Below are 17058 nucleotides of genomic sequence, written 5' to 3'. Positions count from 1 at the left end.
GAGGGCGTCGCCCAGGGCGCCTTCGCGGGTGGCACCGCCGGTGAAGCAGGTGTCCCCGCCGGTGAAGCAGGTGTCCCCGCCGGTGAAGCGGGTGGCACTAGCGGTGCAGCGGGTGGCACCGGGCCCGGTGGGCCCGCTCTCGCCCTGACCTGGGCCGTGAACGGCTCCCGCCCCGCGGCCGCCGTCACGTCCGAGGTCTCGCCGGCGATCGCGCACCGCACCAGCCGCACGCCCTGGGCCGCCGCCACCCGCTCGGCCAGGGCGCAGGCCGCCGGGCCGCCCTCAAACCAGTGGTCCGCCGCCGCCAGCGCCGCCAGGTCCGCGCCACCGGCCGCCCGGTGCCGGGCGACGACGGCCTCCCCGAGCATGAGCACGGCGCCGAACACCACGCAGAGCACGGCGATCACGCCCAGGCTCCACACGGTGGCGGACCCCCGGTCGCCCTCCCGCCGCCCCGGACGCCACCGCTCGCCGCGCTTCACTTCCTGCCGCACCCTCCGGCCGATCCCCGGCACCTTCTCGCCGCACCTCCGGCTGCCGGCCGGTCCACCCCCACGCCGCACGGCCCTGCCTCCTCGGTCCCCACGCCGCACGGCCCTGCCTCCTCGGTCCCCACGCCGCACGGCCCCGCCTCCTCGGTCCCCACGCCGCACGGCCCCGCCTCCTCGGTCCCCACGACTCACGGCCCACGCCCCCTTCACCCCACTCACGGCCCCGCCTCCGCCACCCAACGGCTCACGGCTCACGGCCCCGCCTCCGCCACCCAACGGCTCACGGCTCACGGCCCCGCCTCCGCCACCCCCGCGGCCCACGGCGCAGCCTCCCCCGGCCCCACCGTGTCCTCGGCGAGCGCCACGGCCTCCTCCCGGACCTCGAACGGCAATCCGCTCAGCACCGGCGGCTCGGCCACCACCGTCACCCGGACCCGGTCGCCCTCACGAGCGACACGCACCCGCGCTCCCCGCGGCGCCGCTTCCCGGGTCACCGTCACCACCGCGTCGGCCGGATCCTGACGGGCGGCGGCCCGGGCGCCCGCGCGGGCCGCGTCCACGCACTGGATCTGCGCCGCCACCACGAGCAGCCCCCAGACCAGCGCCATCGTGAACGCCACCAGCACGGACAGCACCACAGCCGCCTCCGCGGTCACGAACCCGCGGTCTCCGCCTCGCTCACATCCGCGCACTGAGGGCCCGCTTCACGATCGCCGCCAGCTGCGCCTGGACCTGGCCGCTGGTGACCACCTCGTAGAGCAGCACCGCGAACCCGACGGCCGCGATGATCCCCATGGCGTACTCGGACGTCACCATCCCGGCGTCCTGACGGCACTCCCCGCGCAACCGGGCCGCCGCTTCCCTGAACTTCCCGAACATCTCAACCTCCGTAAGGCTCTCGGTCTGTCGTCCTTCTCCACGCTCACCCGACGTCTTCGCGGGTGTCCGCTCCCGTACGGCTCACCTCCCTCCCATGGCCCCGCCCGCCAGCCCGATCACGACCGGCAGCACGCCGAGCGCGATGAACGCGGGCAGGAAGCACAGGCCGACCGGCGCCGAGACCAGTACGGCCGCCCGGCGTGCCCGGGCGGTCGCCGTACGGGCCCACGCCGCGCGCGCGTCCGACGCGAGCCGCGTGACCGGGCCGGCCGCGGGAAGCCCGGACTCGTCGGCGCGCTCCAGCAGCCGCGCCAGGGCACCCGCGCCGGGCAGCAGGGCCAAGGTCCGCCAGGCGTCCCCCGGCGCGCCGCCGAGCCGTACCTCCGCCGCGCCCCGCGCGAGCGCCTGCCCGACGGGTCCGCCGAGGGCCTCCCCCACCGCCTGGGCGGCGATCACCGGGCCGGCTCCGGCCGTGATGCAGGCCGCCAGCAGGTCGGCCGCGAGCGGGAGTTGGCGCGCCGCGGCGGCGGTGTCAACCGCCTCTTCCCGGCCGGCCGCGGTCCGCCGGTCCCGCCACCGCCACAGCACGGCACCGGCTCCCAGGCCCAGTACGGCCCCGGCGACCCCGCCGACCAGCACCCATGCACCGCATGCCACCCCGGCCGACGGCAGCATCCGCCGCAGTCCGCCCGGGATCATGAACGAGGGCTTGGCCACGGGCACTTCACGACCCAGCAACTCGGTCACCCGGCGCCGCGCCCGTCGCCTCCGCCGCGTCAGCTCCAGCCGCCGAAGACCCCATCCGAGGGCCGCCACCGCGACCGCGGCCATCCCCAGCCTGTGGACGACTTCCGCACTCATCCCGCCTGCCCTCCGCGCCGTTCCAGGAGGCCCTGGAGTTCCCCCGTCGTCTCGAACGACGGCCCCTCGAGCAACACCCCGCTCATCCCGGCTCTCTTCACACCGACTCAGCTCCCCGCACGATCCGCACCGCCCACCACGTCCCGGCCGCCTCGAACACCGCCCCCGCCGTCAGGCAGGCGAAGCCCGCCCCGCTGTGCAGTAGTACGCGCAACGGGTCCGCGCCCATGGCCGAGCCGAGCAACAGGCCGAGGGCGGGCAGTGCGGCGAGCAGCACCGCGGTCGCCCGGGCACCCGCCAGCTGCGCGCGCAGGTCTGCCCGTTGGTCCCGCTCGGCGCGCAGGGCCCCGTCCAGCCGGTCCAGGCCGGCGGCGAGTCCGGCGCCCTGGTCCACGGCCACCCGCCAGCACGTGGCGAGTCCGAGCAGCCCCTCGGCGCCCGGCTGCCGCGCCGCCGCGGCGAGCGCGCCGGGCACGTCCCCGCCGAACCGCGCCGCCGCCACCACGGTGGCCTGCGCGTCACCGAGTCCGCCGGAGTCACGTGCGGCCCGCAGCAGCGCGTCACCCGGCTGCCGTCCCGCCCGCACCTCCCCGGCGAGTGCTCCGCACAGGGCGATCACCGCGTCCGCCCGCCGCTCCCGGGCGCTTCTGGCCCGCCGGGCCAGCCGTACCCGGCGCAGGACCGGCACCCCGGCCGCCGCCGCGACGACCGGAATCACCGAGGCGCCCAGCAGAGCGATCACCAGCCCGACCCCGAGCGCCCACCATTCGGCCCCCAGCCGGCCGCGCAGCCGCACCAGCCGCGCACGGGCCTGCTCCCACCCGGGCAGTCCCGTCGCCACCACTCCGCCGCCCGCCATCAGCAGCCGAGCCCGCCGCATCCCGTAGTGCCGCCCGCCGAGCAGCCAGACCAGCGCACCGAGACAGATCAACGCCGCGCCCATGGACGTCTCGCCGACCACTTCCACCACCTCATCCCTCGCTTCCGGACCCCACCGACCCGCACCCGCCACTCACCCCGACCCCCGCCGACCCCCACGTGCCGCTCACCCGCCGAGGCCGCTCACCCCGGACCTCCTGGCCCCCAGGCACACCCCGGCCCTCACTCCCCCGCCCCGGACCCACTCGCCCCGGCCCCGCCGGCCCCAAAGTCCTCCACAGCCCCCAGCAGTTGCCGCAGCCGCTCCCACCCCCGCTCCCGCACGAACGCACGCTCGCCCCAGCGCAGGGCCGGTACCGTCCGCACCAGCCCGGTGGCATCCCGCTCCAGTACGTGCACCTCGGCGATCCGGCGCCGCCCGGACCTGCCGCGTACGAGGTGCACCACCACCGACAGGGCGGCCGCCAACTGGCTGTGCAGCGCGGCCCGGTCCAGCCCGGCGGCCGTGGCCAGCGCCTCCAGGCGGGCCGGCACGTCCGCGGCGGCATTGGCGTGGACCGTGCAGCAGCCGCCCTCGTGGCCCGTGTTGAGGGCCGCCAGCAGATGGACGACCTCGGGTCCGCGCACTTCGCCGACGACCAGCCGGTCCGGCCGCATCCGCAGCGCCTGCCGCACGAGGTCCTCCAGGGTGACCAGACCCGCGCCCTCCTGGTTCGCGGGGCGGGTCTCCAGCCGGACGACGTGCGGATGGTCCGGCCTCAGCTCGGCGGAGTCCTCGGCGAGCACGATCCGCTCGCCCGGTCCGACCAGTCCGAGCAGGGCGCTGAGGAGGGTCGTCTTGCCGCTTCCGGTTCCGCCGCTGACGAGGAAGGAGAGGCGTGCCTCGAGCAGCGCCCGGAGGAACCGGTCGCCGCCGGGCGGCACCGTGCCCGCCGCGACGAGCTCCTCCACGGTGAAGGCCCGGGGCCGTACCGCCCGCAGGGCCAGGCAGGTGCAGCCGACGGCGACCGGGGGCAGCACCGCGTGCAGCCGGGTGCCGTCGGGCAGCCGGGCGTCCGCCCAGGGCCGGGCGTCGTCCAGCCGGCGTCCGGCCACGGCGGCGAGCCGCTGCGCGAGACGCCGTACGGCCGCGGCGTCGGGGAAGGTCACCGGCGTCAGCTCCAGGCCTCCGCCGCGGTCCACCCACACCCGGTCCGGGGCCGAGACCAGGACGTCGGTGACGTCGGGGTCGGCGAGCAGCGGTTCCAGGGGGCCGGTGCCGACGAGTTCGGACCGCAGGTGTTCGGCCGCGCCGAGGACCTCGGCGTCGCCGAGCACCCGGCCCTGTTCCCGCAGTGCCTGGGCCACGCGCGCGGGAGTGGGTTCGGCGCCGCTCTCGGCGAGCCGGCGGCGGACTCCGTCGAGCAGGGCCCTGCCCTCGGCGGGGTCGAGTCCGGGCAGGGTCATCGGACGCCTCCCGACTCCACCAGCACCCGCTCCCAGAACTGCGCGCAGAAACGGGCGAGCGGGCCGCGTCCCGTCGCGCCGGGCGGCCTGGGGGCGCCCCGCGGGCGCAGCAGCGCCGGTTCGACGGGCACCTCGCCGGCCAGCGGCAGACCGAGCAGCCGGGCCACCTCACGGTCGTCCAGCCCGGGCGCGTACGGCCCGCGGACCGCCACCCGCAGGTCGCGGACGACCATGCCGACGGCGGAGGCGACCCGGCCGGCGGCGGCGACCGCCCGCAGTTCGGCCGGGACGACGAGCAGGGCCAGGTCGAGCTGGGCGAGGGCTTCGGCGACGCCGTCGTCGAGACGGCGGGGCAGGTCGACCACGACCGTGCCGCCGCGCCGCCGGGCGGCGGCCAGCACCGCGCGCACGGCGGGGGACGGGACGGCCACGCAGTCACCGCGGTCCCAGCTGAGCACGCGGAGGGAGTGCAGCCGGGGCAGCGACTCCTCCAGGGCGCCGCCGCCGACCCGGCCGCGGGAGGCGGCGAAGGCGGGCCAGCGCAGTCCTTCCGCGCTCTCCCCGCCGAGGAGTACGTCGAGTCCGCCACCGAGCGGATCGGCGTCCACCAGGAGTGTGCGCAGTCCCTCACGCGCGGAGGTGACGGCGAGGGCGCACGCCAGCGTGGACGCGCCGGCCCCGCCGCGGCCGCCGATCACCCCGACGGTGAGAGCCGGGCGCCCGATGCCCTCGGCGACGTCGGCGATGCGGTCGACCAGCCACGGCTCGCCGTCGGGGAGCATCAGGACATGGTCGGCGCCGATCTGAACGGCCCGTTTCCATACGCCCGAGTCGTCCTGGTCCCGGCCGATCAGCACCACTCCGGGACGGCGCGGCGCTCCGCCCACCCGGCGCGCGGCGTCGTCGCCGACCAGCACGAGCGGGGCCGCCGCCCAGCCACCGCCGGATTCCGGTACGCCGTGGTGGACCTCGGGTGTCGCGCCCGCCGCCGCGCACAGACGGAGGAGATCGTCCAGCAGTGCGGCGTCCTCGGTGACGATGAGCGGCCGTCCGGGCCGCTCTCCGGTGCCGCCTGGCGGGTCGTGGGTGACGATTCCGGTCACGGGAGTTCCCCCTTCGCTGCGCGGGCCGCGCAGCCCCCGTGGCCCCGCGATTCCCGAAGATGTGAAGAACCGGCAAGCGGCCTCCATATGAACGGCCGATAGGAACCGGCCATACCCGCTCCGGCAATCGGAACCGGCCATGAACTCGCCGCCGCCGGAGCGCGCTGGAATCACGGTGCAGCGATCCGCGAAATAAAGTGGATCTTGGTCGAATACTGTGGACGACCCGGACCCTGTGAATATCTCCGTCACCCACACCGGTGACGTCTGCACCGATCCCTGCGCGGTTTCCACAGAGCAGCCTTACGATTACCCTGAGTAACCGATCAAGGGCATGCGGGAGCGCACGGCCGCAGCGGCGCCGAGCCGGCCTGAGCCGCGCGAGGAACGGGGAGAACGGAGAAAATGCATCCGGACATGCGACGACCCCCGCCGGGGGGGAGAGCGGGGGTCGTCCCCACGGCCGACTCGGGGGGGGAGGAGTCGGGCCGGGTTAGCACGGTCGCGAACGATCCGTGACTTCCATGGTGTACCCGAGAGCCCTCTCAGGCAAACCCACGCGCCCCACCTTACGCCGAATGGTGGGCGCCTATGCTCAGGGACGTGGAAAACCACTCCTTGCCCCGCGCAGCGGCCTTCTTTGATCTGGACAAGACGGTCATTGCGAAGTCCAGCACGCTCACCTTCAGCAAGTCCTTCTACCAAGGCGGGCTGATCAACCGCAGGGCCGCGCTGCGTACCGCATACGCCCAGTTCGTCTTCCTGGCCGGCGGCCTCGACCACGACCAGATGGAGCGCATGCGCGAGTACCTCTCCGCGCTGTGCCGCGGCTGGAACGTCCAGCAGGTGCGGGAGATCGTCGCCGAGACCCTGCACCAGCTGATCGACCCGATCATCTACGACGAGGCCGCCTCCCTCATCGAGGAGCACCACACGGCCGGCCGGGACGTGGTGATCGTGTCCACCTCCGGCGCCGAGGTGGTGGAGCCGATCGGCGAACTGCTGGGGGCGGACCGCGTGGTCGCCACCCGGATGGTGGTCGGCGAGGACGGCTGCTTCACCGGCGAGGTGGAGTACTACGCCTACGGCCCGACCAAGGCCGAGGCCATCAGGGAGCTGGCCGCGTCCGAGGGCTACGACCTCGACCGCTGCTACGCCTACAGCGACTCGGCGACCGACCTGCCGATGCTCCGGACGGTCGGGCACCCGCACGCCGTGAACCCGGACCGCGCGCTGCGCCGGGAGGCGGTCGCGCACGGCTGGCCGGTGCTGGAGTTCCGCCGCCCGGTCCCGCTCAAGAAGCGACTGCCCACCCTCTCCGCCCCGTCCCGTCCGGCACTGGTCGCCGCGGCGGCCGTCGGAGCGGCGGCGGCGACCGCGGGCCTCGTCTGGTACGCCAGCCGACGCCGGGGCACCGCCTGAGCGGGGTCCGTTTTCACCCCGTTCAGACGTGAAAGCAAAGAAGTGCAGGCAGGGGTTCCGCTTCATCCCGGCTCGCGGTACAAAGAACGTAGGCCCGCGAGACCAAAGGACATCCGAGAGGATCCCCTACCACTACGCACTGGCCCCACGGACCCCGCATGAACACCGGGCACCCACGCGACGTCGACCCGTCGATTACGGGCCAGCCGCACCAGGTGACGGGCAAAGATCCCGACCTGATGGGCGACACATCGAGGACGCTTGGTACCCCGGTGGGCATGCCAGCGGCGGTACGAGCACTCGTACCGCCGCAACCCTTGTCCGGGGAGCTTTTTCCCTCAGGCCGCGCCGCGCTGGAGCGCCTCGCACACCGCCGTCGACTCCCGCGCCCCCAGCTCGACCGCCCGGCCGCAGTGGGCGATCCAGGCCGCCATGCCCTCGGGGGTGCCGGAGACGTACCCGTCCAGGGCGGCCAGGTAGGAGGCGCGGCCCAGTTCGGCGTGGCCGACCTCGGCCGGGCAGACCGCCTTGGGGTCCAGGCCGCTGCCGATCAGCACGATCCGCTCGGCCGCGCGCGCGACCAGGCCGTTGTGGGAGACGAAGGGGCGCAGCGCCAGCAGTTCGCCGTGCACCACGGCGGCCGTGACCAGCGCCGGCGCGGAGGTGCCGGCGATGATCAGGTCCGCCAGCCCCTCCAGCCGGCCCGAGACCTCCCCGGCGCCCGGCAGCGGCAGCTCGACCAGCGGCTCGTCCACCGGCTCACCGGCCTGGCGGGGCCTGCCGACCCGGTCGTCCCCGCTCGCCGCGGCGACCAGGTGCAGCCGGGCCAGCACCCGCAGGGGCGACTGGCGCCAGATGGACAGCAGCTGCCCCGCCTCGGCGGTCAGCCGCAGCGCCGCGCCCATGACGAGGGCCTCGTCGTCGGCGCCGAAGTCGGTACGCCGGCGCACCTCCTCCAGAGCCCAGTCGGCACCGGACAGCGCCGCCGAACCGCGGGCGCCGCGCAGGGCCGCCTCGGAGGTGATCTCGTTGCTGCGGCGCCGCATGATCCGGTGTCCGTAGACCCGGTCCACGGCTTTGCGCACGGACTCCACGGACTCGGCCACACCGGGCAGCGAGCCCAGGGCCGCAAGGGGATCCCCCTTGCTCGGGCTCACACGAGAGCTCGGCGGAGGCTCGGCGGACGCGCCTGTCGTACTCATGAGTACGACATTACGCACACCACCGGCCGACCCCACGAAGGAGTGGTCTTCTTCACTCCCGTGCGGCACGCACAGCAATTGCACCACTACCCTTGGTGAACATGAAAATTGCTTTCGTCGGGAAGGGCGGCAGCGGCAAGACGACGCTCTCCTCCCTGTTCATCCGCCATCTCGCGGCCGCGGGCGCCCCGGTGGTCGCCATCGACGCGGACATCAACCAGCACCTCGGTCCCGCGCTCGGCCTCGGCGAGACGGAGGCGGCGGCGCTGCCGGCCATGGGCGAGCGACTGCCGCTGATCAAGGACTACCTGCGCGGCACCAACCCGCGCATCGCCTCGGCCGCGACGATGATCAAGACGACGCCGCCGGGCGAGGGCTCGCGGCTGGTCCGGGTGCGGGAGCCCAACCCGGTCTACGACGCCTGCGCGCGCCCGGTGGAACTCGACGGCGGTGCCGTCCGTTTGATGGTCACGGGCCCCTTCACGGACGCCGACCTGGGGGTCGCCTGCTACCACTCCAAGACCGGAGCGGTGGAGCTGTTCCTGAACCACCTCGTCGACGGCCCCGACGAGTACGTCGTGGTCGACATGACGGCCGGTTCGGACTCCTTCGCCTCCGGCATGTTCACCCGCTTCGACATGACGTTCCTCGTCGCCGAGCCGACCCGGAAGGGGGTCTCCGTCTACCGCCAGTACAAGGAGTACGCCCGCGACTTCGGCGTCGCCCTGAAGGTCGTCGGCAACAAGATCCAGGAACAGGACGACATCGACTTCCTGCGCGCGGAGGTCGGGGACGACCTGCTCGTGACGGTCGGGCGCTCCGACTGGGTGCGCGCCATGGAGAAGGGCCGCCCGCCCCGGTTCGACCTCCTGGAGGAGGCCAACGCCCAGGCCCTGGCCACGCTGCGGGCCACCGCCGACGCCACCTACGAGCAGCGGGACTGGGAGCGCTACACCCGCCAGATGGTGCACTTCCACCTGAAGAACGCCGAATCCTGGGGCAACGAGCGCACCGGGGCCGACCTGGCGGCGCAGGTCGACCCCCATTTCGTGCTCGGCGAGAGCGTGGCGACCCCTGCGTGACGCCTACGGCCTGACCGCCGGCGCCCCGGGCACGCCCTTGGGCGCCGGGGCGGGTCGGCCGGACAGGAAGGACGCCCAGCCCTGCCGGGGCGCCTCGCCGACTTCCAGGGTCCGCAGTCTGGCCAGCGTCTGCGGGTCCTGGGCGTCCAGCCAGTCGGCCAGCCGGCGGAAGGAGACGCAGCGCACCTCGGGCTTGGTGCACACCTCCTTCACCACCTCTTCGATGGCCCGCATGTACGTCCCGCCGTTCCAGGACTCGAAGTGATTGCCGATGATCAGGGGCGCGCGGTTGCCGTCATAGGCGCGGTAGAAGCCCTTGAGCAGGCCGTCGCGCATCTGGTCGCCCCAGTAGTCGAACATGTCGGGGTCGCCCTGGGTCTCGGTGCCGGACTGGTTGACCATGAAGTTGTAGTCCATGGTCAGCTGCTCGTAGGTGTGGCCGGGGAAGGGCACCAGCTGCATCGACAGGTCCCACAGGCCCTGCTTCTTCTTGGGCCACACCTGGTCGTTGACCCCGCTGGAGTCGTAGCGGAAGCCGAGGTCGCGGGCGGCCTTCGTGAAGTTCTTCCGCCCTTCCAGGCACGGCGTGCGGGCGCCGATCAGCTCCTTGTCGTAGTCGAAGGGCAGCGGGGCCGCCTGGGTCATGCCGGTGTTGGTCTTCCAGGACTTCACGAACGCCTTGGCCTGGGCGACCTCGCTCTTCCACTCGTCCACCGACCAGGTGCCGACCCCGCCGTCCGGCCCGCAGAAGTGGCCGTTGAAGTGGGTGCCGATCTCGTTGCCCTCCAGCCACGCCAGCCGCACCTGCTTGAGGGTGTCGGCGATGCCCTGCTCGTCGTTGAAGCCGATGTCGGAGCGGCCCGGCGCGTGCTGCGGCGGCCGGTACAGGTCACGCTTCTCCTCCGGCAGCAGGTACACGCCGCTGAGGAAGTACGTCATGGTGGCGTGGTTCTCCTTGGAGACCTTGCGGAAGTGCGAGAACAGCCGCTGGCTGTCCTCACCCGCCCCGTCCCAGGAGAACACGACGAACTGCGGGGGTTTGCGACCGGGTTCCAGCCGTTCGGGGCCGGGCAGGTGCGGCTGGGCGCCGGTGTACGCGGTGGAGCCGTCGCCGATCAGCCGGACCACGCTCCCGGGCGCCGGCGCCCCCGGCTCCGGTCCGGACGCCCCTTCCTTCGTGCCGTCGGAGCCGGTCCCGCAACCGGCGAGCGACGCCGCACAGGCCGCGGCGGCCACGGCGCCGGCGGCGATCCTCTGGATGGCGGCCATCTTCCGCCCACCTTCCTTCTCTCAGGCAGACCCTGACGAGGGCTGTTTCTGGCTTTCTGCCGGGTTCGCGCCGACAGGGCCGCCAAGGTCGCACGGGACCGAGAAGGAATTAGTACGACAAGCCGATCAAATGATTACTTCACTCCAGCAGGCGATCTCCTGCCCCATTTGCCCTGAAAAGCTATGCCCTGTCTTTACTCTGCATTACGGTTCTTTTACAGAGAGTTGATCCCGCCATGCACGCCGTGACCCACGGCCGCGACCGAGTCCGCCCACCCCAGCGGGCACCCCCAGTCCGCGACCGCGCCGCCCGGAGGAGACGGGAACATGCCAGCCTGCGCGCCCCCTCACACCCAGCACTCCCGCCCGCCGCACCACCCCGGACCGAGACGCCGACGCCTCCGCATCGAGGGCGCCGACCTGTCCGCGGCCGTTGCGGTCTTCCTGATCGCCCTGCCGCTCTCCCTCGGCATCGCCCTCGCCACCGGCGCCCCGCTCCAGGCGGGCCTGGTCGCCGCCGCGGTCGGCGGCCTCGTCGTCGGCCGGCTCGGCGGCTGCCCCCTCCAGGTCAGCGGGCCCGCCGCCGGCCTGACCGTGGTCACCGCCGACCTGATCCACCGTTTCGGCTGGCGGGCCACCTGCGGCATCACCGTCCTCGCCGGCCTCGCCCAGCTCGGCCTCGGCTGTCTGCGGGTGGCCCGCGGCGCGCTCGCGGTCAGCCCGGCCGTGGTGCACGGCATGCTCGCCGGCATCGGCATCACCATCGCCGTCGCCCAGTTGCACATCGTCCTCGGCGGAAGCCCGGACAGCTCCGTCCTCGCCAATGTGCGCGACCTGCCGGCCCAACTGGCCGACCTGCACCCGGCCGCCGTCTCGATGAGCGCGTTGACCCTCGCCCTGCTGCTGGCCTGGCCACGGCTGCCCGGCCGTGCGGGCCGGCTGCTGCGCACGGTTCCGGCCGCGCTCGTCGCCGTCACCGCGGCCGCCGCGACCGCCTCCCTCGCCGGCCTGTCCCTGCCCCGGGTGGAGCTGCCGTCCTGGCACAGTCACGCCCTGGCCGGGCTGCCCGAGGGTCCGGCGCTCGGGGTCGTGGCCGCCGTGCTCACCACCACCCTGGTGTGCAGCGTGCAGTCGCTGCTCGGCGCGGTCGCCGTGGACAAGCTGGTCGCCGCCCGCCCCGGCCCGCAGTCCCGCGTCGGCCGGTCCGACCTGGACCGGGAGCTGTTGGGCCAGGGCGCCGCCAACATGGTCTCCGGAGCGCTTGGGGGGCTGCCGGTCGCCGGGGTCGCGGTGCGCAGTACCGCGAATGTGAATGCGGGTGCCGTCAGCCGGAACTCCACGATGCTGCACGGCGTTCTCGTAGTAGTCGCCGCGCTGCTGATGGTCCCGGTTCTGGAGGAGATCCCCCTCGCCTCCCTCGCCGCCCTGGTGATGGCCGTCGGTATCCAGATGGTGTCCCTGCACCACATCCGCACGGTGACGCGCCACCGGGAAGTGCCGGTCTACGCCGCGACCACACTCGGCGTGGTGCTCCTCGGCGTCCTGCAGGGCGTGCTCCTCGGAATCGCCGTGGCGGTCGCCGTCGCCCTGAACCGCCTCGCCCGCACCCGCATCACCCACGAAGAGAAGGAAGGAGTCCATCACGTACGCGTCCGAGGCCAGCTGACCTTCCTCGCGGTGCCCCGGCTCAGCAGGACCCTGCATCTCGTACCCCAAGGCGCCCACGTCGTGGTGGAGTTGGACAGTTCGTTCATGGACCACGCGGCGTACGAGTCGCTGCAGGACTGGCGCAGTGCCCACACCGCGCGAGGGGGCACGGCCGAGCTCGCGGGCCGGCGCGGTGGGATCCGGACCGACGGTCAGGCCCCGGCCGCCGGGTGCCGGTGCCGGCCCTGGACGCCCTGGCGCAACCACCGGGCCTGCTTCGCCGGAGCACCCACCGCACCGGCGGGCGGGGAGGCCGCGCACGAACTGGCACGTGGCATCAGCTCGTTCCAGCGCAACACCGCACCGCTGGTGCGGGAGGAGCTGGCCCGGCTGGCCCGGGAGGGCCAGCGTCCCGCCCAGCTCTTCCTCACCTGCGCCGACTCCCGGCTCGTCACATCGATGATCACGGCCAGCGGTCCGGGAGACCTGTTCGTCGTCCGCAACGTCGGCAACCTGGTGCCGCCGCCGGGCGAGGAACACGGTGACGACTCGGTGGCCGCCGCCATCGAGTACGCGGTGGAGGTGCTCGGCGTGCGCTCTGTCACCGTGTGCGGGCACTCCGGGTGCGGGGCGATGCAGGCGCTGCTGGCCGCGGGGTCCGGCCACGAGGAGGGCGGGCAGACCCCGCTGCGGCGGTGGCTGCGGCACGGGCTGCCGAGTCTGGCGCGGGTGGCGGCCGGCCGGCCCGGCGGGCCCCGGCTGGCCGGCCGGGCCCCCACGGACGCGGTGGAGCGGCTGTGCCTGACCAACGTGGTCCAGCAGCTGGCGCACCTGCGGGCGCACGGTCCGGTCGCCCGGGCGCTGGCCGAGGGAGAACTGGAGCTGCACGGCATGTACTTCCACGTGGGAGAGGCGCAGGCCTACCTGCTCGCGGAAGCGGACGGGGCAATGGTGTTCGAGGAGGTCAGGGAAGAAACCGAGGGAGGCGGACAGGCTCGCGGACGGGCGCGCGTGACGAGCTCCGGACAGGTCTAAACCAATTTTCCGGCCGACCCTTGTCATCGGCACCCCGCGTCTGATGAGGTGTGGCCTGGGACACAACGGACACCCTTCGAAAGGGAGATGTCGTGAGCAACGAGAGCCTGGCCAACCTGCTCAAGGAAGAACGCAGGTTCGCGCCGCCCGCCGACCTGGCCGCGCATGCCAACGTCACCGCGGAGGCGTACGAACAGGCCAAGGCTGACAGGCTCGGCTTCTGGGCCGAGCAGGCCCGCCGGCTGGCCTGGGCCAAGGAACCGACCGAGACGCTGGACTGGTCGAACCCGCCGTTCGCGAAGTGGTTCAAGGACGGCGAGCTGAACGTCGCGTACAACTGCGTGGACCGGCACGTGGAGGCCGGGCACGGGGACCGTGTCGCCATCCACTTCGAGGGTGAGCCCGGCGACAGCCGCGCGATCACCTACGCGGAGCTGAAGGACGAGGTCTCCAAGGCCGCCAACGCCCTGCTGGAGCTGGGCGTACGGAAGGGCGACCGCGTCGCCGTCTACATGCCGATGATCCCGGAGACGGCGATCGCGATGCTGGCCGCGGCCCGGATCGGCGCGGCGCACTCGGTGGTCTTCGGCGGCTTCTCGGCGGACGCCCTCGCGACCCGGATCCAGGACGCGGACGCCAAGGTCGTCATCACCGCCGACGGCGGCTACCGGCGCGGCAAGCCGTCCGCGCTCAAGCCGGCCGTGGACGAGGCGATCGGCAAGGTGGACAACGTCGAGCACGTGCTCGTGGTGCGCCGTACCGGCCAGGAGGTGGCCTGGGACGGCGAGCGGGACGTGTGGTGGCACGAGCTGGTGGGGCGGCAGTCCGCCGAGCACACCCCGGAGGCGTTCGAGGCCGAGCACCCGCTGTTCATCCTCTACACCTCGGGGACGACGGGGAAGCCGAAGGGCATCCTGCACACCTCCGGCGGCTACCTCACCCAGGCGGCCTACACCCACTGGGCGGTGTTCGACCTCAAGCCGGAGACGGACGTGTACTGGTGCACGGCCGACGTCGGCTGGGTCACCGGGCACTCGTACATCGTGTACGGCCCGCTGGCCAACGGCGCGACACAGGTGATGTACGAGGGCACGCCGGACACCCCGCACCAGGGCCGTTTCTGGGAGATCGTGCAGAAGTACAAGGTGACGATCCTCTACACCGCGCCGACCGCGATCCGGACGTTCATGAAGTGGGGTGACGACATCCCCGCCAAGTTCGACCTGAGCAGCCTGCGCGTCCTGGGCTCGGTCGGCGAGCCGATCAACCCCGAGGCCTGGGTCTGGTACCGCAAGCACATCGGTGCCGACCGGACGCCGGTCGTGGACACCTGGTGGCAGACCGAGACCGGCGCCATGATGATCTCGCCGCTGCCCGGCGTCACCGACGCCAAGCCCGGTTCGGCGCAGCGTCCGCTGCCCGGCATCAGCGCGACCGTCGTCGACGACGAGGCCTCCGAGGTACCCGACGGCGGCGGCGGTTACCTGGTGCTGACCGAGCCGTGGCCGTCCATGCTGCGCACCATCTGGGGCGACGACCAGCGGTTCATCGACACCTACTGGTCCCGTTTCGAGGGCAGGTACTTCGCCGGCGACGGTGCGAAGAAGGACGACGACGGGGACATCTGGCTGCTGGGCCGGGTGGACGACGTGATGCTCGTCTCCGGGCACAACATCTCCACCACCGAGGTGGAGTCGGCGCTCGTCTCGCACCCGTCGGTCGCCGAGGCCGCGGTCGTCGGCGCCGCGGACGAGACCACCGGCCAGGCGATCGTCGCGTTCGTCATCCTGCGCGGCACGGCGTCGGAAACCGAGACGCTCGTCGGCGAACTGCGCGACCACGTCGGCGCCACACTCGGCCCGATCGCCAAGCCCAAGCGGATCCTGCCGGTCGCGGAGCTGCCCAAGACCCGCTCCGGGAAGATCATGCGCCGCCTGCTGCGGGACGTCGCCGAGAACCGCCAGCTCGGTGACGTCACGACGCTGACCGACTCCACGGTCATGGACCTGATCCAGACCAAGCTCCCCGCGGCGCCCAGCGAGGACTGAGTACACCCGCGCGGGACTGAGCCGCACCGCACGGGGCACCCGGCCGCCGGACGTGCCGGGTGCCCAGCGGGCGGCTACGGTGAAGATCACCGATACCGGCGCGCGCCAGCTTAGGTAAACTAAGCAAAGTGCCGCTGTACGCGGCACACAGGTGCGCCGGGAAGTCTGGTCGGCATGTGAGTTCCGCCTGCCTCCGGAGGTCTCCCGTGACCGCGCCCCGCGCCCGCACCACCCCCCGCAAGGTCCTCGGCCGCCTGTCCCTGCCCGAGCGCACCTTCGTCGCGGACGCGCTGCGCGCCGAGACCGTCGGCGGTGTCCTGCTGCTCCTCGCCGCCCTGGCCGCGCTGGCCTGGGCGAACATCCCCGCACTGCGGCACAGCTACACCACCGTCAGCCACTTCCACTTCGGCCCCGCCGACCTCGGTCTGCACCTCTCCGTCGCCCACTGGGCCGCGGACGGCCTGCTCGCCGTGTTCTTCTTCGTCGCGGGCATCGAGCTCAAGCGCGAGCTGGTCGCGGGCGACCTGCGCGACCCCAGGGCGGCCGTGCTGCCCGTGGTGGCGGCGCTGTGCGGAATGGCCGTACCGGCACTCGTCTACACCCTCACCAGCCTCGCCGGCGGCGGCTCCGCCCAGGGCTGGGCGGTGCCCACCGCCACCGACATCGCCTTCGCGCTCGCCGTCCTCGCGGTCATCGGCACCTCGCTGCCCAGTGCCCTGCGCGCCTTCCTGCTCACCCTCGCGGTCGTCGACGACCTCTTCGCGATCCTGATCATCGCGGTCTTCTTCACCGACCGGCTGGACTTCGCCGCGCTCGGCGGGGCCGTCGCCGGTCTCGTGGTCTTCTGGCTGCTGCTGCGCCGGGGGGTGCGCGGCTGGTACGTGTACGTACCGCTCGCCGTCGTCATCTGGGCGCTGATGTACAACAGCGGCGTGCACGCCACGATCGCCGGTGTGGCGATGGGCCTGATGCTGCGCTGCACCACCCGGGAGGGTGAGGAGCACTCGCCGGGCGAGCGCCTGGAGCACCTGGTGCGGCCCCTTTCGGCAGGGCTCGCCGTACCGCTGTTCGCGCTGTTCAGCGCGGGTGTGTCGATATCCGGCGGGGCGCTCGGGGACGTGTTCACCAGGCCGGAGACGCTCGGTGTCGTGCTCGGCCTGGTCGTGGGCAAGACGGTCGGCATCTTCGGCGGCACCTGGCTGACCGCCCGCTTCACCCGCGCGCAGCTCAGCGAGGACCTGGAATGGGCCGACGTCTTCGCGGTGGCGTCGCTCGCCGGCATCGGCTTCACGGTCTCGCTGCTCATCGGCGAGCTGGCCTTCGAGGGCGACACCGTGCTCACCGACGAGGTGAAGGCGGCCGTCCTGACCGGGTCGCTCATCGCGGCGGTGTGGGCGACGGTGCTGCTGAAGATACGCGACACCCGGTACCGCAGGCTGTGCGAGGACGAGGAGCGCGACGAGGACCTCGACGGCATTCCGGATATCTACGAGCAGGACGACCCGGCGTACCACCTCCGGATGGCAGAGATCCACGAGCGGAAGGCCGCCGAACACCGGCGTCTCGCCGCCGAGCGGGCGGCCGGGGCGCGAAACGGGCTTGCGGAAGTACCGGGCGGGGCAGGCGAGGAGCGCGACCGTCCGGCATGATCTGACGAGACGGTACAAAACAAGACGGCCGCACACACCCGACGG

At 73.2% G+C, this 17058-nt stretch carries 13 protein-coding genes and 1 pseudogene; 5 read left to right on the top strand and 9 right to left on the bottom strand.

Annotated elements, in window-relative coordinates; all coding sequences use genetic code 11:
• Positions 1 to 119 precede the first annotated feature (119 nt).
• The 7 genes and pseudogenes from ABZ576_RS17070 to ssd all read right to left on the bottom strand — a co-directional run.
• Positions 120 to 482 (bottom strand): annotated as a pseudogene (locus ABZ576_RS17070) (Rv3654c family TadE-like protein); the annotation flags it as partial.
• Positions 483 to 778: 296 nt separating this feature from the next.
• Positions 779 to 1147, bottom strand: a complete 369-nt coding sequence (locus ABZ576_RS17065; RefSeq protein ID WP_360740892.1) for a TadE family type IV pilus minor pilin — start codon at positions 1145 to 1147, stop codon at positions 779 to 781.
• Between the two features lie 22 nt (positions 1148 to 1169).
• Positions 1170 to 1370 (bottom strand): DUF4244 domain-containing protein, encoded by a 201-nt coding sequence (locus ABZ576_RS17060; RefSeq protein ID WP_360740890.1) that lies wholly within the window; start codon positions 1368 to 1370, stop codon positions 1170 to 1172.
• Between the two features lie 81 nt (positions 1371 to 1451).
• On the bottom strand, positions 1452 to 2231 hold the full coding sequence (locus ABZ576_RS17055) for a type II secretion system F family protein (protein WP_360740888.1): 780 nt from the start codon (positions 2229 to 2231) through the stop codon (positions 1452 to 1454).
• A gap of 97 nt (positions 2232 to 2328) precedes the next feature.
• Positions 2329 to 3174, bottom strand: a complete 846-nt coding sequence (locus ABZ576_RS17050; protein WP_360741121.1) for a type II secretion system F family protein — start codon at positions 3172 to 3174, stop codon at positions 2329 to 2331.
• Between the two features lie 158 nt (positions 3175 to 3332).
• A complete protein-coding gene (locus ABZ576_RS17045; protein ID WP_360740886.1) occupies positions 3333 to 4556 on the bottom strand; it encodes a TadA family conjugal transfer-associated ATPase in 1224 nt (407 codons plus the stop codon).
• On the bottom strand, positions 4553 to 5659 hold the full coding sequence (gene ssd / locus ABZ576_RS17040) for a septum site-determining protein Ssd (protein ID WP_360740884.1): 1107 nt from the start codon (positions 5657 to 5659) through the stop codon (positions 4553 to 4555). The genes ABZ576_RS17045 and ssd overlap by 4 nt, the downstream gene beginning before the upstream one ends.
• A 591-nt stretch (positions 5660 to 6250) precedes the next feature.
• Between ssd and ABZ576_RS17035 the strand changes: the two genes are divergently transcribed.
• Complete coding sequence (locus ABZ576_RS17035; protein ID WP_360740882.1) at positions 6251 to 7081, top strand: HAD-IB family hydrolase; 831 nt, start codon at positions 6251 to 6253, stop codon at positions 7079 to 7081.
• 338 nt (positions 7082 to 7419) lie between these two features.
• Here ABZ576_RS17035 and ABZ576_RS17030 read toward each other — a convergent pair whose 3' ends face one another.
• The gene (locus ABZ576_RS17030; protein WP_360740880.1) at positions 7420 to 8283 is read right to left on the bottom strand and encodes an oxidoreductase; all 864 of its coding nucleotides are present in this window, start codon (positions 8281 to 8283) and stop codon (positions 7420 to 7422) included.
• Between the two features lie 101 nt (positions 8284 to 8384).
• Between ABZ576_RS17030 and ABZ576_RS17025 the strand changes: the two genes are divergently transcribed.
• Positions 8385 to 9365 carry an ATP-binding protein gene (locus ABZ576_RS17025; protein ID WP_360740878.1) on the top strand — a complete coding sequence of 327 codons (981 nt, stop codon included), beginning with the start codon at positions 8385 to 8387 and terminating at the stop codon, positions 9363 to 9365.
• A 3-nt stretch (positions 9366 to 9368) separates the two neighbouring features.
• Here the strand turns inward: ABZ576_RS17025 and ABZ576_RS17020 are convergent, their stop codons facing one another.
• Positions 9369 to 10634, bottom strand: a complete 1266-nt coding sequence (locus ABZ576_RS17020) for a hypothetical protein (protein WP_360740876.1) — start codon at positions 10632 to 10634, stop codon at positions 9369 to 9371.
• Between the two features lie 327 nt (positions 10635 to 10961).
• Here ABZ576_RS17020 and ABZ576_RS17015 point away from each other — a divergent pair, with 327 nt between their 5' ends.
• The 3 genes from ABZ576_RS17015 to nhaA all read left to right on the top strand — a co-directional run bounded on the left by ABZ576_RS17015 (position 10962) and on the right by nhaA (position 17013).
• Positions 10962 to 13316 carry a SulP family inorganic anion transporter gene (locus ABZ576_RS17015; RefSeq protein ID WP_360740874.1) on the top strand — a complete coding sequence of 785 codons (2355 nt, stop codon included), beginning with the start codon at positions 10962 to 10964 and terminating at the stop codon, positions 13314 to 13316.
• Positions 13317 to 13408: 92 nt separating this feature from the next.
• A complete protein-coding gene (gene acs / locus ABZ576_RS17010; RefSeq protein ID WP_360740872.1) occupies positions 13409 to 15364 on the top strand; it encodes an acetate--CoA ligase in 1956 nt (651 codons plus the stop codon).
• Positions 15365 to 15570: 206 nt separating this feature from the next.
• Entirely contained in the window at positions 15571 to 17013 is a 1443-nt protein-coding gene (nhaA, locus tag ABZ576_RS17005; RefSeq protein ID WP_360740870.1) for a Na+/H+ antiporter NhaA, read from the top strand.
• The last annotated feature ends 45 nt before the right edge of the window (positions 17014 to 17058 follow it).

Source organism: Streptomyces sp. NPDC013455 (assembly GCF_040632975.1).
In the GTDB taxonomy this organism is placed as follows: domain Bacteria; phylum Actinomycetota; class Actinomycetes; order Streptomycetales; family Streptomycetaceae; genus Streptomyces.
The sequence above is the reverse complement of the archived record's forward strand: the minus strand, read 5'-3'. Positions and strand labels throughout refer to the sequence as shown.

What these genes read in the sequence shown, in the direction of transcription:
- ABZ576_RS17060 (WP_360740890.1), bottom strand. Translation starts at nt 1,370, where the DNA reads ATGTTCGGGAAGTTCAGGGAAGCGGCGGCCCGGTTGCGCGGGGAGTGC.
- ABZ576_RS17055 (WP_360740888.1), bottom strand. Translation starts at nt 2,231, where the DNA reads ATGAGTGCGGAAGTCGTCCACAGGCTGGGGATGGCCGCGGTCGCGGTG.
- ABZ576_RS17050 (WP_360741121.1), bottom strand. Translation starts at nt 3,174, where the DNA reads ATGGGCGCGGCGTTGATCTGTCTCGGTGCGCTGGTCTGGCTGCTCGGC.
- ABZ576_RS17045 (WP_360740886.1), bottom strand. Translation starts at nt 4,556, where the DNA reads ATGACCCTGCCCGGACTCGACCCCGCCGAGGGCAGGGCCCTGCTCGAC.
- ABZ576_RS17035 (WP_360740882.1), top strand. Translation starts at nt 6,251, where the DNA reads ATGCTCAGGGACGTGGAAAACCACTCCTTGCCCCGCGCAGCGGCCTTC.
- ABZ576_RS17030 (WP_360740880.1), bottom strand. Translation starts at nt 8,283, where the DNA reads ATGAGTACGACAGGCGCGTCCGCCGAGCCTCCGCCGAGCTCTCGTGTG.
- ABZ576_RS17025 (WP_360740878.1), top strand. Translation starts at nt 8,385, where the DNA reads ATGAAAATTGCTTTCGTCGGGAAGGGCGGCAGCGGCAAGACGACGCTC.
- ABZ576_RS17020 (WP_360740876.1), bottom strand. Translation starts at nt 10,634, where the DNA reads ATGGCCGCCATCCAGAGGATCGCCGCCGGCGCCGTGGCCGCCGCGGCC.
- ABZ576_RS17015 (WP_360740874.1), top strand. Translation starts at nt 10,962, where the DNA reads ATGCCAGCCTGCGCGCCCCCTCACACCCAGCACTCCCGCCCGCCGCAC.